This is a genomic window from Saccharothrix syringae (genome assembly GCF_009498035.1).
Classification (GTDB): domain Bacteria; phylum Actinomycetota; class Actinomycetes; order Mycobacteriales; family Pseudonocardiaceae; genus Actinosynnema; species Actinosynnema syringae.
On record NZ_CP034550.1, the window covers coordinates 2,472,469 to 2,492,077 of the forward strand.

Annotated in this window: 17 protein-coding genes and 1 riboswitch; of the genes, 10 read left to right on the forward strand and 7 right to left on the reverse strand. The window is 73.5% G+C overall.

The genetic code is table 11. The annotated features are described in order from the left end of the window. Positions 1-20 precede the first annotated feature (20 nt). Positions 21-953, forward strand: a complete 933-nt coding sequence (locus tag EKG83_RS11630) for a YihY/virulence factor BrkB family protein (RefSeq protein ID WP_033427125.1) — start codon at positions 21-23, stop codon at positions 951-953. A gap of 73 nt (positions 954-1,026) precedes the next feature. Here the strand turns inward: EKG83_RS11630 and trxA are convergent, their stop codons facing one another. After that, positions 1,027-1,401: a thioredoxin gene (gene trxA, locus EKG83_RS11635; protein WP_033427126.1), complete on the reverse strand. Its 375-nt coding sequence runs from the start codon at positions 1,399-1,401 to the stop codon at positions 1,027-1,029. Positions 1,402-1,548: 147 nt separating this feature from the next. Here trxA and EKG83_RS11640 point away from each other — a divergent pair, with 147 nt between their 5' ends. The 4 genes from EKG83_RS11640 to EKG83_RS11655 are packed head-to-tail and all read left to right on the forward strand — an operon-like array spanning position 1,549 to position 5,760. Further along, positions 1,549-2,451 (forward strand): ABC transporter substrate-binding protein, encoded by a 903-nt coding sequence (locus EKG83_RS11640; protein ID WP_051764186.1) that lies wholly within the window; start codon positions 1,549-1,551, stop codon positions 2,449-2,451. Continuing rightward, the gene (locus EKG83_RS11645; RefSeq protein ID WP_033427127.1) at positions 2,441-3,274 is read left to right on the forward strand and encodes an amino acid ABC transporter permease; all 834 of its coding nucleotides are present in this window, start codon (positions 2,441-2,443) and stop codon (positions 3,272-3,274) included. Before EKG83_RS11640 ends, EKG83_RS11645 begins: the two co-directional genes overlap by 11 nt. After that, on the forward strand, positions 3,271-4,047 hold the full coding sequence (locus EKG83_RS11650; protein WP_282916579.1) for an amino acid ABC transporter ATP-binding protein: 777 nt from the start codon (positions 3,271-3,273) through the stop codon (positions 4,045-4,047). The genes EKG83_RS11645 and EKG83_RS11650 overlap by 4 nt, the downstream gene beginning before the upstream one ends. Before the next feature lie 6 nt (positions 4,048-4,053). After that, the gene (locus EKG83_RS11655; protein ID WP_033427324.1) at positions 4,054-5,760 is read left to right on the forward strand and encodes an aminotransferase class V-fold PLP-dependent enzyme; all 1,707 of its coding nucleotides are present in this window, start codon (positions 4,054-4,056) and stop codon (positions 5,758-5,760) included. Here the strand turns inward: EKG83_RS11655 and srmL are convergent. After that, positions 5,736-6,779 carry a PheS-related mystery ligase SrmL gene (srmL, locus tag EKG83_RS11660; RefSeq protein WP_033427129.1) on the reverse strand — a complete coding sequence of 348 codons (1,044 nt, stop codon included), beginning with the start codon at positions 6,777-6,779 and terminating at the stop codon, positions 5,736-5,738. The two genes, EKG83_RS11655 and srmL, sit on opposite strands and share 25 nt — an antisense overlap. Before the next feature lie 180 nt (positions 6,780-6,959). Between srmL and EKG83_RS11665 the strand changes: the two genes are divergently transcribed. Genes EKG83_RS11665 through cobM form a run of 3 tightly spaced genes read left to right on the forward strand, consistent with a single transcriptional unit; the run spans position 6,960 to position 9,321 of the window. Further along, on the forward strand, positions 6,960-7,349 hold the full coding sequence (locus EKG83_RS11665) for a pyridoxamine 5'-phosphate oxidase family protein (RefSeq protein WP_033427130.1): 390 nt from the start codon (positions 6,960-6,962) through the stop codon (positions 7,347-7,349). After that, complete coding sequence (gene cbiE, locus EKG83_RS11670; protein WP_084715815.1) at positions 7,346-8,581, forward strand: precorrin-6y C5,15-methyltransferase (decarboxylating) subunit CbiE; 1,236 nt, start codon at positions 7,346-7,348, stop codon at positions 8,579-8,581. The genes EKG83_RS11665 and cbiE overlap by 4 nt, the downstream gene beginning before the upstream one ends. Continuing rightward, a complete protein-coding gene (cobM, locus tag EKG83_RS11675) occupies positions 8,578-9,321 on the forward strand; it encodes a precorrin-4 C(11)-methyltransferase (RefSeq protein ID WP_033427131.1) in 744 nt (247 codons plus the stop codon). The genes cbiE and cobM overlap by 4 nt, the downstream gene beginning before the upstream one ends. Here the strand turns inward: cobM and EKG83_RS11680 are convergent. Beyond that, on the reverse strand, positions 9,294-10,427 hold the full coding sequence (locus EKG83_RS11680) for a hypothetical protein (RefSeq protein WP_153278025.1): 1,134 nt from the start codon (positions 10,425-10,427) through the stop codon (positions 9,294-9,296). The genes cobM and EKG83_RS11680 overlap by 28 nt on opposite strands. An 81-nt stretch (positions 10,428-10,508) precedes the next feature. Further along, complete coding sequence (locus tag EKG83_RS11685; RefSeq protein WP_051764187.1) at positions 10,509-11,567, reverse strand: cobalt-precorrin-5B (C(1))-methyltransferase; 1,059 nt, start codon at positions 11,565-11,567, stop codon at positions 10,509-10,511. A 20-nt stretch (positions 11,568-11,587) separates the two neighbouring features. Between EKG83_RS11685 and EKG83_RS11690 the strand changes: the two genes are divergently transcribed. Then, positions 11,588-12,289, forward strand: coding sequence for a cobalt-precorrin-6A reductase (locus tag EKG83_RS11690; protein ID WP_033427134.1), 702 nt, complete (start codon positions 11,588-11,590; stop codon positions 12,287-12,289). Here the strand turns inward: EKG83_RS11690 and EKG83_RS11695 are convergent. Genes EKG83_RS11695 through EKG83_RS11705 form a run of 3 tightly spaced genes read right to left on the reverse strand, consistent with a single transcriptional unit; the run spans position 12,264 to position 15,348 of the window. Continuing rightward, the gene (locus tag EKG83_RS11695; protein WP_033427135.1) at positions 12,264-13,721 is read right to left on the reverse strand and encodes a precorrin-2 C(20)-methyltransferase; all 1,458 of its coding nucleotides are present in this window, start codon (positions 13,719-13,721) and stop codon (positions 12,264-12,266) included. The genes EKG83_RS11690 and EKG83_RS11695 overlap by 26 nt on opposite strands. Then, complete coding sequence (locus tag EKG83_RS11700) at positions 13,718-14,344, reverse strand: precorrin-8X methylmutase (protein ID WP_033427136.1); 627 nt, start codon at positions 14,342-14,344, stop codon at positions 13,718-13,720. Before EKG83_RS11700 ends, EKG83_RS11695 begins: the two co-directional genes overlap by 4 nt. Then, on the reverse strand, positions 14,341-15,348 hold the full coding sequence (locus tag EKG83_RS11705; RefSeq protein ID WP_033427137.1) for a hypothetical protein: 1,008 nt from the start codon (positions 15,346-15,348) through the stop codon (positions 14,341-14,343). Before EKG83_RS11705 ends, EKG83_RS11700 begins: the two co-directional genes overlap by 4 nt. Before the next feature lie 7 nt (positions 15,349-15,355). After that, positions 15,356-15,491: riboswitch (cobalamin riboswitch) on the forward strand. Between the two features lie 35 nt (positions 15,492-15,526). On the opposite strand from EKG83_RS11705, the gene cobN reads away from it, so the two are divergent. Next, positions 15,527-19,075 (forward strand): cobaltochelatase subunit CobN, encoded by a 3,549-nt coding sequence (gene cobN, locus EKG83_RS11710; protein ID WP_033427138.1) that lies wholly within the window; start codon positions 15,527-15,529, stop codon positions 19,073-19,075. Positions 19,076-19,609: the final 534 nt, after the last annotated feature.

Consider the following 19,609-nt stretch of genomic DNA (forward strand, 5'->3'; position numbering starts at 1 on the left):
TCGGGGGAACCCCGACGGCCATGGCGACGCGAGCACCCGACGCACCCACCAAGTTGCCCAAGCGCTCCTGGTGGGGCGTGCTGAAGCGCACGGTGAAGGAGTTCAACGACGACAACCTCACCGACTGGGCCGCCGCCCTGACCTACTACGCCGTGCTGTCGCTGTTCCCCGGGATCCTGCTGCTCACGTCGCTGCTCGGCCTGCTCGGGCCGAACTCCACCCAGACCATTGTGGACAGCCTGGACGTGCTCGGTCCGGGCGAGGCCAAGGACTTCATCGCCCAGGGCATCCAGAACCTCCAGCAGTCGAGGGCCAGCGGGCCGCTCGCGATCGTCGGCCTGGTCACCGCGCTGTGGTCCGCCTCCGGGTACGTGGGCGCGTTCATGCGCGCGTCGAACTCGATCTACGACGTGGAGGAGGGGCGCCCGTTCTGGAAGGTCATCCCGCTGCGGCTGGGGCTGACCGTGGGCGTGGTGGTGCTGCTGGCGCTGACCGCGCTCGGCGTCACGCTCACCGGCGGCGTCTCGCGGTGGCTGGGCGACCTGATCGGGCTGGGGCCCACGTTCGTCACGGTGTGGGACATCGCCAAGTGGCCCGTGCTGTTCCTGCTGGCCAGCGCCGCGATCGGGCTGCTGTACTGGGCGTCGCCGAACGTGCGGCAGCCGAGCTTCCTGTGGATCACGCCGGGCGGCCTGCTGGCCGTGCTGGTGTGGGTGGCCGCGTCGACCGGCTTCGCGCTGTACGTGGCGAACTTCTCCTCGTACAACAAGACCTACGGCTCGCTGGCCGGTGTGATCGTCTTCCTGGTCTGGCTGTGGATCTCGAACCTCGCGCTGCTGCTGGGCGCGGAGCTGGACGCCGAGCTGGAGCGGGGCCGGCGGATGGAGACCGGCGAGTCCAGCGGGCAGGACCCGGTGGCACCGCCGCGCGACACGCGGGCGATGGACGGCTGACGCGCCGCGGCGGCGGTCCCGTCGTGGGACCGCCGCCGCGGGAAGACCTTCACGTCACCTTCACGTCACAGCGTCAGGACTGCTGCTCCGCCTTCTGCTCGGCGACCTGCTTGTGCACCTCGTCCATGTCGACCTTCCGGGCCTGGTCGATCAGGTCCTCCAGGGCCGCCTCCGGCAGGGCGCCGGGCTGGGCGTAGAGCACGACGCCGTCGCGCACGATCATCAGGGTCGGGATCGACCGGATCTGGAACGCCGCGGCGAGCTGCTGCTGCGCCTCGGTGTCGACCTTGCCGAACACGATGTCCGAGTGCTTCTCGGCGGACTTCTCGTAGACCGGGGCGAACTGGCGGCACGGGCCGCACCAGCTCGCCCAGAAGTCGACCAGGACCATCTCGGAGCCGCCGACTACGTCGTCGAAGTTCTCCGCGGTCAGCTCCACGGTGGCCATAGGTCCTCCTCGGTGTGGACGTGGGGCGTTCCACCCCTTGTACCCGCTCCAACGACCGGGACACGCGCCGAATTCCTTTCAACAACTTGTGGACGTCTTCAACAGAACGTTGTAGTTTTCGGGCCACCCCATCGCAGGAGGTGTCCCGTGCGCCGGACCGCAGCGGTTGCCCTGTCCCTGTTCACGCTGGTCGCGTGCGGTTCGCCCGCCGAGGAGCAACCGTCGGCCGGCGGCGGCGACCAGCCCGACACCGCGGCGATCGTGGGGGCGGTGACCAAGGACGACGCCCTGGCCGCGAGCCTGCCCGAGGGCATCCGGCAGGCCGGGAAGCTGCGGGTCGGCTCCAACGTCCAGAACCCGCCCAACAACTTCTACGCCGCCGACGGCAAGACCCCCGTCGGCTCCGAGGTCGACCTGGTCAAGGCCGTCGGCGCCAAGCTCGGCCTGACCGTCGAGCACCAGGACATGGCGTTCAGCTCGCTGATCACCAGCCTCCAGGCGGGCCGGATCGACGTGACCATGGCCGCGATGAACGACACCCCCGAGCGGCAGCAGGCCATCGACTTCGTCGACTACTTCACCTCCGGCATCACGATCATGGTGCAGAAGGGCAACCCGGCGGGCATCAAGGGCCCGGACGACCTGTGCGGCAAGGCCGTCGCGGTCAACCTCGGCTCCAGCCAGGAGACCTTCGCCAAGCAGCACCGGTGCCTGTCCGGCGACCCCATCCAGGTGACCGCCACCGACAGCGACACGCAGAACCAGAACCAGCTGCGCACCGGCCGCGTCGCCGCCATCCTCAACGACCTGCCCACCGCCGTCTACGTGGCCAGGACCGCGGGCGACGGCGAGTTCTTCGAGGTCGTGGACCTGGCCCCGATCAACGGCGGCCCGTACGGCATCGGCGTCAACAAGAACACCCCCGAGCTGACCGCGGCCGTGCGGAAGGCGCTCCAGGCGCTGGTCGACGACGGCACCTACGGCAAGATCCTCGACGCCTGGGACGTCGAGCAGGGCGCGGTCGGGAAGGTGACCGTCAATGGCAGGTGACGAACCGGCCCCCGATGAACTGGTGGTCGTCCCGCTGCGCCACCGGGGCCGCTGGGTCGGCGGCGCGGTCCTGCTGGCCGCGCTCGGCGCGCTGGTCTGGGCGCTGGCCGGCGCGAAGATCGACTACGCCGCCGTGCCGGGCTTCTTCACCCACGAGATCATGCTGCGCGGCCTGGTCAACACCGTCGTGCTGGCGGTGGTCGCGCAGGCCGGCGCGATCGTGCTCGGCGTGGGCGTCGCGCTGCTGCGGCGCTCGCCCAACCCGGTCGCCCGCTGGTTCGCCGCCGGGTACGTGTGGCTGTTCCGGGGCCTGCCCGTGCTGCTGCAGATCCTGCTGTGGTTCAACCTGGCCCTGGTGTTCGAGGAGATCTCGCTCTTCGGCCTGTACGAGGAGAAGACCAACGTCCTGGTGACCGCGTTCGTGGCCGCCCTGCTCGGCCTGGGCCTCAACGAGAGCGCCTACATGGCCGAGATCGTGCGGGCCGGCCTGAACAGCGTGGACCACGGCCAGGTCGAGGCGGCCAAGGCCATCGGCATGACCCCGGCCACCGCGCTGCGCCGCGTGGTGCTGCCGCAGGCCATGCGGGTGATCATCCCGCCGACCGGCAACAACTTCATCAACATGCTCAAGGGCACCTCCATGGCGTCGGTCATCGGCTTCCTGGAGCTGGTCCACGCGGCCAACAACATCGCCTCGCGCAACCTCCAGATCATGGAGACGCTGCTGGCCGCGGCCGCCTGGTACATGGTCGTGGTCAGCGTGGCGAGCGTCGGCCAGCACTTCCTGGAACGCGCCTACGGCAAGGGGGTCGCCGGAAGATGACGGCACAGCGCGCGATGAGCCTGGTGAGCGCGGTCGGCGTGCGCAAGTCCTTCGGCGGCGTCGAGGTGCTGCGCGGCGTCGACCTGGAGGTCGCGGCGGGCGAGGTGGTGTGCCTGCTCGGCCCGTCGGGCGCGGGCAAGTCGACGTTCCTGCGGTGCGTCAACCACCTGGAGACCATCGACGCGGGCCGCATCCGGGTCGACGGCACCCCGGTGGGCTTCGCCGAGCGCGGCGGCAGGCTGCACGAGCTGCGCGAGCGCGAGGTGGCGCGGCAGCGGCGGGACATCGGCATGGTGTTCCAGCGGTTCAACCTGTTCCCGCACCGCACCGCGCTGGAGAACGTGGCCGAGGGCCCCGCCCGGGTGCTCAGGGTCCCCAGGGGCACCGCGTTCGACGAGGCGCGGGCGCTGCTGGCGCGGGTCGGCCTGGCCGACAAGGTCGACGCCTACCCGCACCAGCTCTCCGGCGGCCAGCAGCAGCGGGTCGCGATCGCCCGCGCGCTGGCGATGAAGCCGAAGCTGATGCTGTTCGACGAGCCCACCTCGGCGCTGGACCCCGAGCTGGTGGGCGAGGTGCTGGACGTGATGGTCGACCTGGCCCGCGCCGGCATGACCATGGTCGTGGTGACGCACGAGATCGGCTTCGCCCGGCAGGTGGCCGACTCGGTGGTGTTCATGGTGGACGGCGCGGTGGTCGAGGCGGGCCCGCCCGCGCAGGTGCTGGACAATCCGCGGCGGCAACGCACGAAGCAGTTCCTCGCGAAGGTGCTCTAGGTGGTCATGCGCATCCCGTCCTCGTACCTCGTCCAGTTCCACGAGCCGGAGGGGTACCTGGACTTCGCCCGGTTCGGCCCGCCGGCGCACGCCGTGGTGGACGCGTCCACCCGCCTGCTGGAGACCTCGGCGGCGGCCGGGCCGTCCACCGTGGACGACCTGATGCGGCAGGACCTGCGCGCCAGGGCCGCCGCCGCCCGGCTGTGCCGGGGCGACACCGACCACGTGGCGCTGCTGCCCAACACCAGCACCGGCCTGTTCCAGGTCGCGCTCGCCGTGCGCGGCGGGGTGCTGGTGTCGGCCGGCGAGTTCCCGGCCAACACCTACCCGTGGGTGCGCGCGCCCGGCGCGGAGGTGTCGTGGCTGCCGGCCGGCCCGGTCACGCCCGAGGCGGTGCGCGCCGCGCTGACCCCCGGGATCGACGCGGTGTCGGTCAGCGCGGTGGACTTCCGCACCGGCTACCGGGCCGACCTGGCCGCGCTGCGCGAGGCGGTGGGCGACCGGCTGCTGGTGGTGGACGGCATCCAGGGCTTCGGCGTGGTCGACGAACCGTGGGAGGCGGCCGACGTGCTGGTGGTCGGCGGCCAGAAGTGGCTGCGCGCCGGCTGGTCCACCGGGTTCCTGCTGCTGTCCGACCGGGCGCTGGAGCGCCTGGACCCGGTGCTGTCGGGCTGGACGGGCGCCGAGGACGCCGGGCTGTTCGACGACGCCGTGCACCCGGTGGGCGAGGGCGCCGCGGGCTGGTCGATCACCAACCTCAGCCCGATCGCCGCGGGCGCCCTGGCCACGGCCCTGGAGCTGGTCGAGCTGGCCGGCGTGCCCGCGCTGGAGCGGCGGGTCGCCGAGCGCGTCGACGAGCTGGCCGAGGCGGTCCGGGCCGCGGGCGGCGAGGTGGTGTCCGCGACCGACCGGCGCGCGGGCATCCTGGCGTTCACCCTGCCCGACCGGCCGGCACCGGTGGTCGGCGCGGCGCTGGCGGCCGCGGGCGTGACCGCGACCGTGCGCCCGGAGCACGTCCGCCTGTCGCCGCACGCCTCCACCACCCCCGGCACGGTCGACCGGTTCGCCGCCGCCCTGCGGGAGCTGGTCGCGCCGGCACCCCGGCGCACCGGCGCGGCGCCCGTCACCCACGACGTGCTCGCCGCCCTGGTGCCGACGGTCAACGGCCTGGCCGAGGCGCTGGGCCCGGGCACCGAGGTCGTGCTGCACGACCTCGGCGCCCTGCCGAACTCGATCGTCGCCATCGCGGGCGACCTGACCGGCCGCCAGGTCGGCGGCCCGATGACCGACCTGCTGCTCGGCCTGGTCCGCCGCGGCACCACCCAGGACCTCGCGGGCTACGAGACCTACGCCCCCGACGGCCGGGCGATCCGCTCCTCCACGGTGTTCCTGCGCGACGCCGACGGGGTCGCGGTCGGCTGCCTGTGCGTCAACAGCGACCCCGGCGCGGGCGTGCCGCCGGACCGCGCGGTCAACGCGGTGGAGGCGTTCCCGGGCGACGTCGACACCCTCCAGCGCCTGCTGGTCGAACGCGCGGTCGACGCGGTCGGCGTGCCGGTGGAGCTGATGAAGAAGTCCCACAAGTCGCAGGTGGTGCGCGTGCTGGACGAAGCGGGGCTGTTCCTCATCCGGGACTCCGTCGACTACCTGGCGGGCGTGCTCGGCGTCACCCGGTACACCATCTACAACTACCTCAACGAGATCAGGGGCTGATCCCCCTCGTGCACCGCGGCGTGCACGGCGTCGCGCGCCGCGTTGGCCTCCTCGTCGGTCAGGGTGCGGGTCGGGTGGCGCAGGACCAGGCGCAGCAGCGCGTTCTTCTGGTCCGGGCGCGCCCCGAGCCGGGCCACCGCGGCGGGCGGCAGCTCCGCCACCGGGGTCTCGTCGAGCACCAGCACCTCCTCGGCCAGGTCGCCGACCGCGCCCCGTGCCGCGTCGCCCAGGGTCTCGGCGTCGGCGTCCGCGGCGACCGCCACCGACACGTCCCGGGTGATCGCCGGGTGCCGCGACACCGGCCGGTACGGCGACAGGTCCAGCATCTGCGCGGCCACCCGCGGGTCGTCGGAGGACAGCAGGCGGATGTCCGGCACGCCCTTGCGGATCATCAGCAGCCGGTCCAGGCCCAGGCCCAGCGCCAGGCCGCGCACGTCGTCGGGCAGCCACGCCCGCCGCAGCACGCGGCGGGCCGCCAGGCCGCACTCGGCGACCTCCAGCCACCGGCCGCCCACCAGCACGTCCACCTGCCGCCCGCCGGTGGTGTAGGGGTGGGTGGCGGGCGTGGTCCGGTACGGCAGGCCGGGCACGGCGGCGGTCACCACCGCCTCCACCAGCTCGTCCAGCGACGCCTCGTGGCGCGAGATGCGCCACAGGTCGAGCTGGTGCGGCGTGCCCGAGTGCACCCGGTCCACCGCGTCGCGCCGGTACACCTGGCCGACGCAGGCCAGCACCACGTCGTCCCAGTCGTCGGTGGTGCCCAGCAGCCGCAGCGCGGGCGGCACCATGGCGGTGGTGTGGCTGCGCAGCATCCGGCCCGGCGCGGTGTACCGGGTGTAGCGGGCGTCGCGGGTGACGGCGTCGGGCGGGTAGCCGAGCGCGGTGTAGTTGTCGTCGACCGACACGTCCGGGGGATCGCGGCGCACGCGCACGTCACCGGGGAGCACGGCCAGGATCTCGTCGAGCAGCAACTGCACGGCGTGCGGCCCGTAGGCGGGGTCGCTGAGGTCACGGGGCATCGCGGGAGTCCCTTCGCGGTGGCTGGGATTTCGGAGGAAGACCCCCAGCCGGCCCGTCGACGGGACCGCGGGATTTCAGCGCGCGCGGCAGGCCCCGGCGACCGGGTCTCCCGGCCGGGGGCGGCTAAATCGGCGCGTCACGTTTTCCACCATAGCCCGGCCGTGCCGCATGATGCACCCATGTTGTCGACCAAGGGCGAGGACTTCCGCGCGTTCTGGACCGAGCGCCACCTGTGCACGCTGACCACGATCCGGCGGGACGGCACGCCGCACGTCGTGCCGGTCGGCGTCACGCTGGACCTGGAGACGGGCATCGCGCGCGTGATCACCTCGGGCGGTTCCAGCAAGGTCCGCCACGTCGCGGGCGCGGAGGGCGCGCGCGTCGCGGTGTGCCAAGTGGACGGAGCCCGCTGGTCGACCCTGGAGGGCCGCGCCGTCGTCCGCCGCGAGCCCGAGGCCGTGGCGGACGCCGTGGAGCGCTACGCGCGGCGCTACCGCACGCCCCGGCCCAACCCCGAACGGGTGGTCATCGAGATCACCGTGACCCGCGTGCTGGGCACCGTCCGATGATCACCGTCGTCGGCATCGGTGCCGACGGCTGGGACGGCCTCCCGCCCGCCGCGCGCCGGGAGCTGGCCTCCTGCCAGGTGCTCATGGGCAGCTCCCGCCAGCTCGACCTGGTGCCGGGTGAGTTCGAGCGGGTCGCCTGGCCCTCGCCGCTGCTGCCGAACCTGCCCGACCTGCTGGCCCGCCACGCCGACCGCCGGATCGGCGTGCTGGCCAGCGGCGACCCCGGGTTCCACGGCATCGGCACCACCCTGGTGCGGCTGCTGGGCGCCGACCGGGTCCGGGTCCTGCCGCACCCGTCGTCGGCGTCGCTGGCGTGCGCCCGGCTCGGCTGGGCGCTCGACGAGGTGACCGTGGTCAGCCTGGTGGGCAAGCCGGCCGCGCTGCTCGTGCCGCACCTGCACCCCGGCCGGCGCGTCCTGGTGCTCGGCGGCTCGCCCGCGGAGGTCGCCGCCCTGGCCCCGGACGCCCGGATCACCGTCCTGGAGCAGCTGGGCGGTCCGCGCGAGCGCGTGCACGCCGACCTGGCCGCCGCCGACCCGCTGCACGTGCTGGCCCTGGAGTGCGGCCGCGACGGCGCCTCGACCACCCCCGGCCGCCCCGACGACGCCTACGAGCACGACGGCCAGCTGACCAAGCGCGAGGTGCGCGCGGTGACGCTGGCGCTGCTCGCACCGCGCCCCGGCGAGCTGCTGTGGGACGTCGGCGCGGGCGCGGGCAGCGTCGCCGTCGAGTGGTGCCGCACCCACCCGGCGTGCCGGGCGGTCGCGGTGGAGAAGTCCCCGGAGCGGGCCGCCCGCGTCGGCCGCAACGCCACCGCGCTGGGCGTGCCCGGCATCCGGGTGGTGGTGGGGGAGTCGCCCGCCGCGCTGGACCTGGAGCCGCCGGACGCGGTGTTCATCGGCGGCGGCCTGACCGCGCCCGGCGTGGTCGAGCGCTGCTGGGCGGCGCTCCGGCCGGGTGGCCGCCTGGTAGCCAACGCCGTCACCCTGGAGTCCGAGGCCGTGCTGACGGGCTGGCACGCGCGCCTGGGCGGCGAGCTGACCCGCGTCGAGGTCAGCCGGGCCGCGCCGATCGGCGGCTTCACCGGCTGGCGACCCCAGAAGCCCGTGACCCTGTGGGCCGTGACCAGGCCCTGGACCGGGCCCGAGTCCGGCACCCGCCCCGGCGCCGAGTCCGGAACCCAACCCGGCACCGGGCCCGGCACCCGGTCCGTCACCGAGGAGGAGCAGTGACCGTCCACTTCATCGGCGCGGGCCCCGGCGCGGCCGACCTGCTGACCCTGCGCGCCGCGCGCCTGCTCGCCGCCGCACCGGTGTGCCTGTACGCGGGCGCGCTGGTGCCCACCGAGGTCCTGGGGCACTGCCCGCCCGGCGCGCGCCTGGTCGACACCGCGTCGCTCACCCTCGACGAGATCGTCGCCGAGCTGGCCGACGCCCACGCCGCCGGCCACGACGTGGCCCGCCTGCACTCCGGCGACCCGTCGGTGTTCAGCGCGGTGGCCGAGCAGATGCGCCGGCTGGACGCCCTGGGCATCCCCTACGACGTGACCCCGGGCGTGCCCGCCTTCGCCGCGGCGGCGGCGGCGCTGGGCCGCGAGCTGACCGTGCCGGGCGTGGGGCAGACCGTGGTGCTCACCCGCACCGCCGCGCGCGCCACCCCCATGCCGCCGGGCGAGGACCTGGCCACCCTGGGCCGCAGTGGCGCCACGCTCGTGCTGCACCTGGCCGTGCAGCGGATCACCGAGGTGGTGGCCGAGCTGCTGCCGAACTACGGCCCGGACTGCCCGGTGGCCGTGGTCGCGCGCGCCAGCCGGGAGGACGAGGAGGTCATCCGCGGCACCCTGGCCACCATCGCCGACCGGGTGCTGGCCGCCGGCGTCAAGCGCACCGCGGTGATCGTCGTGGGCCGGGTGCTGACCGCCGAGGGCTTCCCCGACAGCCACCTCTACTCGGCCGACCGCTGCCGCTCGTGACCCGCTACCGCCTCGAACTGCGAGACCAGCGCGTGCAGGTTCACCACAGGGCCCGAATCGCTCCAGAGTTCCGTCCAACCACCCCGGGGGAACTCACGCGCGCCCAGGGTGCGGTCAGCCCATTCGCGTACCGAGGAGAGCCCGAGCTTCTCGATCCGGAACGCCGTCGTCCGGTCGCGCACGAGCACCCTGCCGACCAACTTCCCCCCGGCCCGCTGGTGGTCGGCGAATCGCTGTTCATCGCGGGCGTGGGTGATGCCGAGCTTGTACACGCCGAAGTGCGGGAAGTGGAACTGGTAGACCCAGTGCTCACCATTCGGGTCGAACCCGCCGTCGCACCGCAGGCAGGGAGGTGCTCCGTCGAGGAGGCGCCCCAACGAAACGCGCCGATGCGCGCCGCAGACCGTGCACTCGGCATCGACCGGCTCGGACACCCGGGCAGCGCCTCCGCGACGACGGAGCAGGTGGGCTTCGAACGCGGCCTTCGACCGCTCGATGGCCGACGCCGTGATGGGAGCGGCGGTGCACGAGCGACAGGGGAGACCTCCTCGGCGCATGCGATCGTTGATCAGATGCAAGCTGGTGAACTCCGACCCACCACACAGCTCGCACCGCACGAACAGCGCCGATGCTCCGTGCACCTTACCGAGAGCGACGGGCCGCACGCCCTCATGTCCGCCGAGGTCCTCGGCGACGGGAACGAGACCGTGATCCGCGAGCTCCCGCAGAACCCGCCCCGCGGACATCGTTTCGGCCTCCAGGCGTTCCCGGGTGGCGTTCGCCGGTGTCGGGTTCCCGTGCACGGGATGACCGAGGCCACTGATGGTGCAGAACTCGCAGGCGGCCAGGGAGGAGTCGGCCGCCACCTCCGCACCCCTGATCTCCCGGTAGGTGATCGGGACGGGGCGTCCGCAGGTGCGGCAGTCGCATTTTCTGACCGTGTCGGCATCGACGTACGGCTCGCGGGGAACGAGGTCACGTCGGTGGAAGACATCGTTGATGCAGCCGACGCACGGACCCGGCTTGCCCTTTCGGTTGGCGCTGGGGCGAGGGCAGTCGGGAGAGCGGCGGCGGTTGACACCGCGGGACAGGCGGCGGCTCGTCACAGCACGACCGTACCGAGGACCACCGACAACTCCGGCGGTGCGACCACGCGCCGCACGACCGGCGGTCGTCACGCCGTCGGCTCACGCCCGCCCGACCACGACCCCGGCCCGGTCGACCACCACCACGTCCACCTCGACCGGGGCGCCGCGCAGCACGCCGTCCGCCACGGCCTTGGCCCGCGCCGCGACCAGGTCGCCCAGCGGCACCCCGGCCGCCTGGCACACCCGCAGCGCGCCCAGCGCCGTGTTCGCCCCGCGCACCGCCTCGGCCAGCGCGGGGTCGCCCACCAGCGACGCCAGGAAGCCCAGGTCCACCTGCGAGCGGCCCGAGTGCAGGTCCAGGTGGCCGTCGGCGAGCTTGGACAGCTTGCCGATGCCGCCCGCCACGGTCAGCCGGGGCACGGGGTGGCGCCGCAGGTACTTCAGCACCGCGCCGGCGAAGTCGCCCATGTCCAGCAGCGCGTCCTCGGGCAGGCCGTGCAGCTCGGCGGCGACCCGCTCCGAGGTGCTGCCGGTGCAGCCGGCGACGTGCGTGCGGCCTGCGGCGCGCGCCACGTCGACGCCGCGCCGGATGCTGTCGATCCACGCGGAGCACGAGTACGGCACCACGATCCCGGTGGTGCCCAGGATCGACAGCCCGCCCAGGATGCCCAGCCGGGGGTTCCAGGTGCGGCGGGCCAGCTCCTCGCCGCCCGCCACGGAGATCTCCACCACCACGTCGCCGGTGCCGCCGTGCTCGCGCGCCACCCGCTCGACGTGCTCGCGCATCATCCGCCGCGGCACCGGGTTGATCGCGGGCTCGCCGACCTCCAGCGGCAGGCCGGGCTTGGTCACCGTGCCCACGCCGGGACCGGCGCGGAAGACCACCCCGCTGCCGGGCGGGCCGGGCCGCACCGTCGCGCCGACCAGCGCGCCGTGCGTGACGTCCGGGTCGTCGCCCGCGTCCTTGACCACGTGGGCGGCGGCGAAGCCGGTGCCCAGCTCCTCCCGGGCCAGCGCGAAGGTCGGCTCCTGCCCCTTGGGCAGCACGATCCCCACCGGGTCGGGGAACTCGCCGGTGAGCAGCGCGGTGTAGGCCGCGGTCGTCGCGGCGGTGGCGCAGGCCCCGGTGGTCCAGCCGAAGCGCAGGTTCGTGCTCACGACGTCAGGATGCAACAGCCGTGAAGACCGTGCTGGTACTGGGTGGCACCGGGGAGGCGCGCGAGCTGGCCGGCGCCCTCGCGGGCACCAGGGTGATCTCGTCGCTGGCCGGCCGGGTGAGCCGGCCCAGGCTGCCGCCGGGGGAGGTCCGCGTCGGCGGCTTCGGCGGCGTCCAGGGCCTGGTGGACTACCTGCGGGCCGAGCGGGTCGACGCCGTCGTCGACGCCACCCACCCGTTCGCCGCCCGGATCACCGCCAACGCCGCGGCCGCCACGGCCGCGACCGGCACCCCGTTCCTGGTGCTGCGCCGCCCGCCGTGGCCGCCGCAGCCCGGCTGGACCTACGTCGACGGCGTCGCCGAGGCCGCCGAGCTGGTGCGCGGCCGGCGCGCGTTCGTCACCACCGGCCGCCAGGAGCTGCACCACTTCACCAGCGGTGTGGCGCGCACCGTCGACCCGCCCGGGGCCACCGACCTGACCGTGGTGCTCGACCGCGGCCCCTACACCCTCGACGGCGAGCTGGCGCTCATGCGGGAGCACCGGGTCGAGGTGCTGGTCACCAAGGACAGCGGCGGCCCGATGACGGCGGCCAAGCTCGACGCCGCCCGTCACCTCGGCCTGCCGGTGGTCGTGGTGCGCCGCCCGCCGGTGCCCGACGCGCCGCTGGTGGAGACGGTCGCCGAGGCCGTGGCCTGGCTCACCCGGGGTAGCGGCGCGGGGTGAACACCGCGCCGCGGTCGGTCCACCTGGTCTGCGAGGACCCGACCAGCAGCAGGCAGCGCATGTCCACCGCGGCCGGGTCGAGGTCGGCCAGGCGCACCACCCGCACGTGCTCCTCCGGCCCGCCCACGTCACGCCCGATCACCACGGGCGTGCCGGGGGAGCGGTGCCGCAGCAGCACGTCCCGCGCCGACTCCACCTGCCACCGCCGGCTCTTCGAGGCGGGGTTGTAGATCGCCAGCACCAGGTCGGCCTTGGCCGCCGCCTCCAGCCGCTCCTCGATCACGCCCCACGGCTTGAGCCGGTCCGACAGCGACACCACGCAGTAGTCGTGCCCGAGCGGCGCGCCCACCCGGCTGGCCACCGCGTGCGCGGCGGTCAGGCCCGGCAGCACGCGCACCGGCACGTCGGCGAACTGCTCCTCGGCCGCGACCTCCAGGACCGCGCTGGCCATGGCGAACACGCCGGGGTCACCGGAGGACACCACCGCGACCCGCCGCCCCCTCCTGGCCAGGTCCAGGGCGAACGCGGCGCGCTCGGACTCGACCTTGTTGTCCGAGGCGTGCACCCGCTGCCGCGGGCCGGCGTTCACCCGGTCCAGGTACGTCACGTACCCGACCAGGTCGTCGGCCTCGGTCAGCGCCCGCCGCGCCTCCGGCGTCAGCCACTGCGGCCCGGCCGGCCCGAGCCCGACCACGACCACCTCGCCGACGGACTCGCGCCGCCGCCGCGCCTTGCTCGGCAGCAGCGCCAACGAGAAGTACGGCACGTCCCCGGCGTCCACTTCGGACAGCGGCGCGGTTCGCTGCCTGCCGGTCGTGGCCCGCTCCACGTACCACGCCTCGTCGAGCCGCCCGGCGTCCTCCAGCGCCCGCCGCACCTGCGGGAAGGTCCGCCCCAGCTTCATGACGGCGACCGGGTCGCCACCCGCCAGGTGCTCGGCCAGCACGTCCGGGGGCAGCGTGCCCGGCAGCACGGTCAGCACCTCGTCCCGCTCCACCAGGGGCCGCCCGACCACGGCCGCGCCGGCGCTGACCGACGTCACGCCGGGCACCACCTCGGCCTCGTACCGGTGCGCCAGCCGCTTGTGCAGGTGCATGTAGGAGCCGTAGAAGAACGGGTCGCCGGCCGCCAGCACGACCACCACGCGCCCCGCGTCGAGGTGGACCGCCAGCCGTCGCGCGCACTCCTCGTAGAAGGCGTCGATCTCGCCCTGGTAGTCGTCGGAGTCCTCGGTGGTCACCGGGTAGACGAGCTGCTCCTCGACCTGGCCGGGCCGCAGGTAGGGCTCGGCGATGCGCCGCGCCACGCTGCGGCCGTGCCGCGCGCTGTGGAACACCACCACGTCGGCCTCGGAGATCAGCCGCGCCGCCTTGACGGTCACCAGCTCCGGGTCGCCCGGACCCACCCCGACCCCGTACAGCTTCCCGGTCATTCGTCCTCGCTCGCGATCGCGTTGACGGCCGCGGCGGTCATGGCGCTGCCGCCCCGGCGACCGCGCACGACCAGGTACTCCAACCCGAGCGCGTTGGCCGCCAGCGCGTCCTTCGACTCGGCCGCCCCGATGAACCCGACCGGCACGCCCAGCACCGCGGCGGGCCTCGGCGCGCCCGCCGCCACCATGTCCAGCAGGTGGAACAGGGCCGTGGGGGCGTTCCCGATGGCCACCACCGCGCCGTCCAGCCGCTCGCCCCACAGCTCCAGGGCGGCGGCGCTGCGCGTGTTGCCGATCTCCTCGGCCAGCGCGGGCACCCGCGGGTCGCCGAGCAGGCACAGCACCTCGTTGTCCGCCGGCAGCCGCCGCCGCGTCACGCCCGAGGCGACCATCTGCGCGTCGCACAGCACCGGGGCGCCGCCCAGCAGCGCCTCCCGCGCCCCGCGCACCACGCCCGGCGAGAAGGCCACGTCGTCGACCAGGTCGACCATGCCGCACGCGTGGATCATCCGCACCACCACCCGCGCCACGTCCGCGGGGAACCGGTCGAGGTCGGCCTCGGCCCGGATGGTGGCGAACGACCGGCGGTAGATCTCCGCGCCGTCCCTGACGTAGCTGGTCACCTGATCTCCTCGTACCCGTCGTCGGTGGCGACGAACTCCACCACGTCCCCGGCGGGCCGCCCGCACCGGCGCGCGCAGCCCGACCAGTGCACGCGCCCCGCGTGCGGCGTGCCGACCCACCGGGCCACGTCGGCCCGCACGTCGCTCAACGACTTCGCGCACCCCGGCCGCCCGGTGCACGCGCTCACCCCGTGCCAGGGGGAGTCCGGCGAGGTGAACAACCCGTTCGTGTCGGTCCCGGCGGGCACCACCACGCTGCGCCACGGCGTCACCCGCACCGGCACCCCGGCGAGCAGCCGCGCGTCCAACCGCCCCAGCGGCACCCCGGCCACGACGACCGCCCCGACCGGTCCGGGCATGACCGGCGTCACAACGGCGGGCAGGCGCTCGTCGACGACGGTCCCGAAAGCCGAGGTGATCCTCCCCACACCGCCGTCCACTTCGGACAGCCGCCAGGCGTCGCCGCGCACCTGCTGGAACAACCGCGCCGCGGTCACCACCGCCGCCACCGGGTCGTCCACCCGGACCCCTGAATCGTGGCCTGCCAGGAACAACGCGTCCCCGACCAGCCCGATGTCGCCACCCAGCCCGCTGACCGGGCCACCGACCGTGACCAGGAACCGCCCGGACAGCCCGGCCAGCTCCGGCACCGCGCACAGCGCCGCGTCGATCCCGTCGACCAGGGCCTGGTTGTCCTCCAGCGGCGCGGCCACGACGTTCCGGATCCGCTCGTGCGTCACCGAGGGCAGCAACCCCGCCTCGCGCAACCGGGCGCCCAGCTCGACCTCTGCCCCCGGTGCCAAGCCCCTGACCTGCACGTTGGCCCGCGAGGTCAACTCCAGGAACCCGTCCCCGAGCTCCAGCGCCGCCTCCCGGAGCACGTCGAGCTGACGGGCGCTCAGCGTGCCGCCGGGCACCCGCACCCGCGCCAGCCCGCCGTCGGCCGCGCGGTGCACGTCGACGGCGCCGGGGCAGGCGTCCGGGCGAACTCGGTCGGTGGACATGGGCTGGATGCTAACCGCCCGTTAGGGTGGCCTCCGAACGGCGAAGCAACAGGAGGAAGCCGGTGCGAGTCCGGCGCGGTCCCGCCACTGTGACCGGGGGAAGCCCCGGGAGTCAGGAACTCCGCCCAGCCGTCCCCTACGACCTGGGGCGAGGACCCCCGAGGGATGGAGCCCGCACGTGATCCTGCTGCTGTCGACCTCCGACACGGACCTGCTGTCCGCCCGCGCGAGCGGCGCCGACTACCGCCTGGCCAACCCGGCCCGCACCACCGTCGACGACCTCCCGGCCCTGCTGGAGGGCACCGACCTGGTGGTGGTCCGCATCCTCGGCGGCCGCCGCACGTGGGAGGAGGGCCTGGACCACCTCCTGGCCGGCCCTCGCCCGGTCGTCGTCCTGGGTGGCGAGCAGAACCCGGACGCCGAGCTGATGGAGCTGTCCACCGCGCCCGCCGGCGTCTGCGCCGAGGCGCACGCCTACCTGGCCCACGGCGGCGCGGCCAACCTGGCCCAGCTGCACGACTTCCTGTCCGACACGGTCCTGCTCACCGGCCACGGCTTCAGCGCCCCCGAACCGGCCCCCACCTGGGGGATCCTCGACCGCGAGACCGGCACCACCCCCACCGGCCCCACCATCGCGGTGCTCTACTACCGCGCCCACCACGTGGCCGGGAACACCGCGTTCGTCCACGCCCTGTGCGACGCCATCGAGGCCAAGGGCGGCACCCCGCTCCCGATCTTCTGCGCGTCCCTGCGCTCCGCCGACGAGTCCCTGCTCGCCGAGCTGCGCAAGGCCGACACCCTGGTGGTGACCGTCCTGGCGGCGGGCGGCACCACCCCCGCCACCGCCTCCGCCGGCGGTGACGACGAGGCGTGGGACGTGGGCGCCCTCGCGGCCCTCGACGTCCCCATCCTCCAGGGCCTGTGCCTGACCACCAGCCGCACCGCGTGGGATGAGAACGACGACGGCCTGTCCCCGCTCGACACGGCCACCCAGGTGGCCATCCCCGAGTTCGACGGCCGGATCATCACCGTCCCGTTCTCCTTCAAGGAGGTCGACGAGGACGGCCTGACCGTCTACGTGGCCGACCCGGAGCGGGCCGCCCGCGTCGCGGGCCTCGCCGTCCGCCACGGCAGGCTCCGCCACGTCCCCCCGGCCGACCGCCGGATCGCGATCATGCTCTCGGCCTACCCGACCAAGCACTCCCGCATCGGCAACGCCGTCGGCCTGGACACCCCCGCCAGCGTCGTCCGCCTGCTCGAAGCGCTCCGGGAACGCGGCTACGACATCGGCACCGACCTCCCCGGCGTCGACAACCAGGACGGCGACGCCCTGATCCACGCCCTCATCGCCGCCGGCGGCCAGGACCCCGACTGGCTCACCGAGGAACAGCTCAAGGGCAACCCGGTGCGGCTACCCGCCACCCGCTACCGGACCTGGTACCAGACCCTCCCCGCCGACCTCCGCGAAGCCATGGAGGAGCACTGGGGCGAAGCGCCGGGCACCCTCTTCGTGGACGGCGACGACATCGTCCTGGCCGCCCTGCGCTCCGGCAACGTGGTCGTGATGGTCCAACCCCCGCGCGGCTTCGGCGAGAACCCCATCGCCATCTACCACGACCCGGACCTCCCCCCGAGCCACCACTACCTGGCCGCCTACCGCTGGCTGGAACAGGAGTTCCAGGCCGACGCGGTGGTCCACGTGGGCAAGCACGGCAACCTCGAATGGCTCCCCGGCAAGACCGCGGGCATGAGCGCGTCCTGCGGACCGGACGCGGCCCTGGGCGACCTGCCCCTGATCTACCCGTTCCTGGTCAACGACCCGGGCGAGGGCACGCAGGCGAAGCGCCGGGCCCACGCCACCCTCGTGGACCACCTGGTACCACCCATGACCCGCGCCGACAGCTACGGCGACATCGCCCGCCTGGAACAACTCCTGGACGAGCACGGCACCATCGCCGCCATGGACCCGGCCAAGCTCCCGGCCATCCGAGCCCAGATCTGGACCCTCATCCAGGCCGCCAAGCTCGACCACGACCTGGGCCTGGAGGACCGCCCCCACGACGCCGAGTTCGACGACCTCCTCCTCCACGTGGACGGCTGGCTCTGCGAGATCAAGGACGTCCAGATCCGCGACGGCCTGCACGTCCTGGGCGAGGCCCCCACCGGCGAAACCCGGGTGAACCTGGTCCTGGCCATCCTCCAGGCGAAGCAGATGTGGGCGGGCAGGACGACCCTCCCCGGCCTGCGGGAAGCCCTGGGCCTGGAGGACACCACCCGCACCTCGACGGACGAGGTCGAGGCCGAGGCCCGAGCCCTGGTCCAGGCCATGGAAGACGCCAACTGGACCAAGGCCACCGCCCGCACCCTCACCACCGACGACGACGTGGCCGCCATCCTCGAATTCGCCGCCGAGGAAGTGGTCCCCCGCCTCTCCCGCACCACCGACGAACTGACCAACGTCCTCCACGCCCTCGACGGCGGCTACGTCCCGGCGGGCCCCTCGGGCTCCCCCCTGCGAGGTCTGGTCAACGTCCTCCCCACCGGCCGCAACTTCTACTCGGTGGACCCCAAGGCGGTCCCGTCCCGCCTGGCCTGGGAAACCGGCCAGGCCATGGCCGACTCACTGCTGGAGCGCTACCGCGCCGACACGGGGGAGTGGCCCCCCTCGGTGGGCCTCTCGGTCTGGGGCACCAGCGCCATGCGCACGGCAGGCGACGACATCGCGGAAGTACTGGCCCTCATGGGCGTCCGCCCCACCTGGGACGACCAGTCCCGCCGGGTAACGGGCCTGGAACCCATCCCCCTGGACGAGCTGAACCGCCCCAGGATCGACGTGACCATCCGCATCAGCGGCTTCTTCAGGGACGCCTTCCCCCACGTGGTGGCACTGCTGGACGACGCGGTCCAGCTGGTCGCCAACCTGGACGAACCCCCCACGGCCAACTACATCCGCGCCCACGCCCAGGCGGACCTCGCCACCCACCACGACCAACGCCGCGCCACCCTGCGCATCTTCGGCAGCAAACCAGGCGCCTACGGCGCGGGGCTGCTCCCCCTGATCGACAGCCGCAACTGGCGGGACGACACCGACCTGGCCGAGGTCTACGCGGTCTGGGGCGGCTACGCCTACGGCAGGGACCTGGACGGCAGGGAAGCCCGCGCGGACATGGAAAGCGCCTACAAGCGCATCGCCGTGGCCGCCAAGAACATCGACACCCGGGAACACGACATCGCGGACTCGGACGACTACTTCCAATACCACGGCGGCATGATCGCCACCGTGAGGGCCCTGACGGGCAAGGCCCCGGCCGCCTACGTGGGCGACAGCACCCGCCCCGACGCGGTCCGCACCAGAACCCTCCACGAAGAAACGAACAGGATCTTCCGAGCCCGCGTAGTAAACCCCCGCTGGCTCAACGCAATGCGCAAACACGGCTACAAGGGCGCATTCGAACTGGCCGCCACAGTCGACTACCTCTTCGGCTACGACGCCACCACCGGCGTAGTAGCCGACTGGATGTACGAACAACTGGCCGCCACCTACGTCATGGACCCGGAAAACCAGAAGTTCATGACCGAATCCAACCCCTGGGCCCTCCACGGCATCGCCGAACGCCTGCTAGAGGCAGCCAACCGAGGCATGTGGCAACACCCGGACCCCAACACCCTGAACGCCCTGCAAACGATCTACCTGCAAACAGAAGGCGACCTGGAGGGCGACAGCTAAAAACAACAGCAAACCCCGCTCTCGTCCTCTCCCGTATGGCCTGGGCGCAGCCCTACCGCGCTTGTCAAGAGGGGGCCATGCCCTTCGGCCCCCTCTTGACAAGTGTGGTTGCCTCTGGCAGGCCATGCGGGAGAGGACGAGCCGCTTTTCCCCTCTCTTGGCGGCCTGCCCAGCGGCGAGCGTCGCCCGTGAACCAACAGCTCCCGGCTCGGCCAACACGCGGTGCCCGACCGGAGGACTCGCAGTGCTTGACCGGAGGACACGCGGTGCCCCACCGGAGGACACGCCGGTCTTGAACGTAGAACTCGGGGGTCCTGAACGTTCGACTCGCGCGCTCCGAACGTTCGACTCGCGCGGCTTGAACGCATGACTCACGCGCTCCGAACGCATGACACGCCGGTCTCGAACGCATGACACGCGAGTCTCGAACGCATGACTCGCGGGGTGATCTCTTCGATCTCCGATTGATCAGATGAGACGCCACCCGCGTCCCAACTCAAGCGGCAACACCCGACCACCCGGGCAGAACGCAAA

What these genes read in the sequence shown, in the direction of transcription:
- EKG83_RS11705 (WP_033427137.1), bottom strand. Translation starts at nt 15,348, where the DNA reads ATGTCCACCGACCGAGTTCGCCCGGACGCCTGCCCCGGCGCCGTCGAC.
- cbiE (WP_084715815.1), top strand. Translation starts at nt 7,346, where the DNA reads ATGATCACCGTCGTCGGCATCGGTGCCGACGGCTGGGACGGCCTCCCG.
- EKG83_RS11630 (WP_033427125.1), top strand. Translation starts at nt 21, where the DNA reads ATGGCGACGCGAGCACCCGACGCACCCACCAAGTTGCCCAAGCGCTCC.
- EKG83_RS11665 (WP_033427130.1), top strand. Translation starts at nt 6,960, where the DNA reads ATGTTGTCGACCAAGGGCGAGGACTTCCGCGCGTTCTGGACCGAGCGC.
- EKG83_RS11695 (WP_033427135.1), bottom strand. Translation starts at nt 13,721, where the DNA reads ATGACCGGGAAGCTGTACGGGGTCGGGGTGGGTCCGGGCGACCCGGAG.
- EKG83_RS11655 (WP_033427324.1), top strand. Translation starts at nt 4,054, where the DNA reads ATGCGCATCCCGTCCTCGTACCTCGTCCAGTTCCACGAGCCGGAGGGG.
- EKG83_RS11645 (WP_033427127.1), top strand. Translation starts at nt 2,441, where the DNA reads ATGGCAGGTGACGAACCGGCCCCCGATGAACTGGTGGTCGTCCCGCTG.
- srmL (WP_033427129.1), bottom strand. Translation starts at nt 6,779, where the DNA reads ATGCCCCGTGACCTCAGCGACCCCGCCTACGGGCCGCACGCCGTGCAG.
- trxA (WP_033427126.1), bottom strand. Translation starts at nt 1,401, where the DNA reads ATGGCCACCGTGGAGCTGACCGCGGAGAACTTCGACGACGTAGTCGGC.
- EKG83_RS11650 (WP_282916579.1), top strand. Translation starts at nt 3,271, where the DNA reads ATGACGGCACAGCGCGCGATGAGCCTGGTGAGCGCGGTCGGCGTGCGC.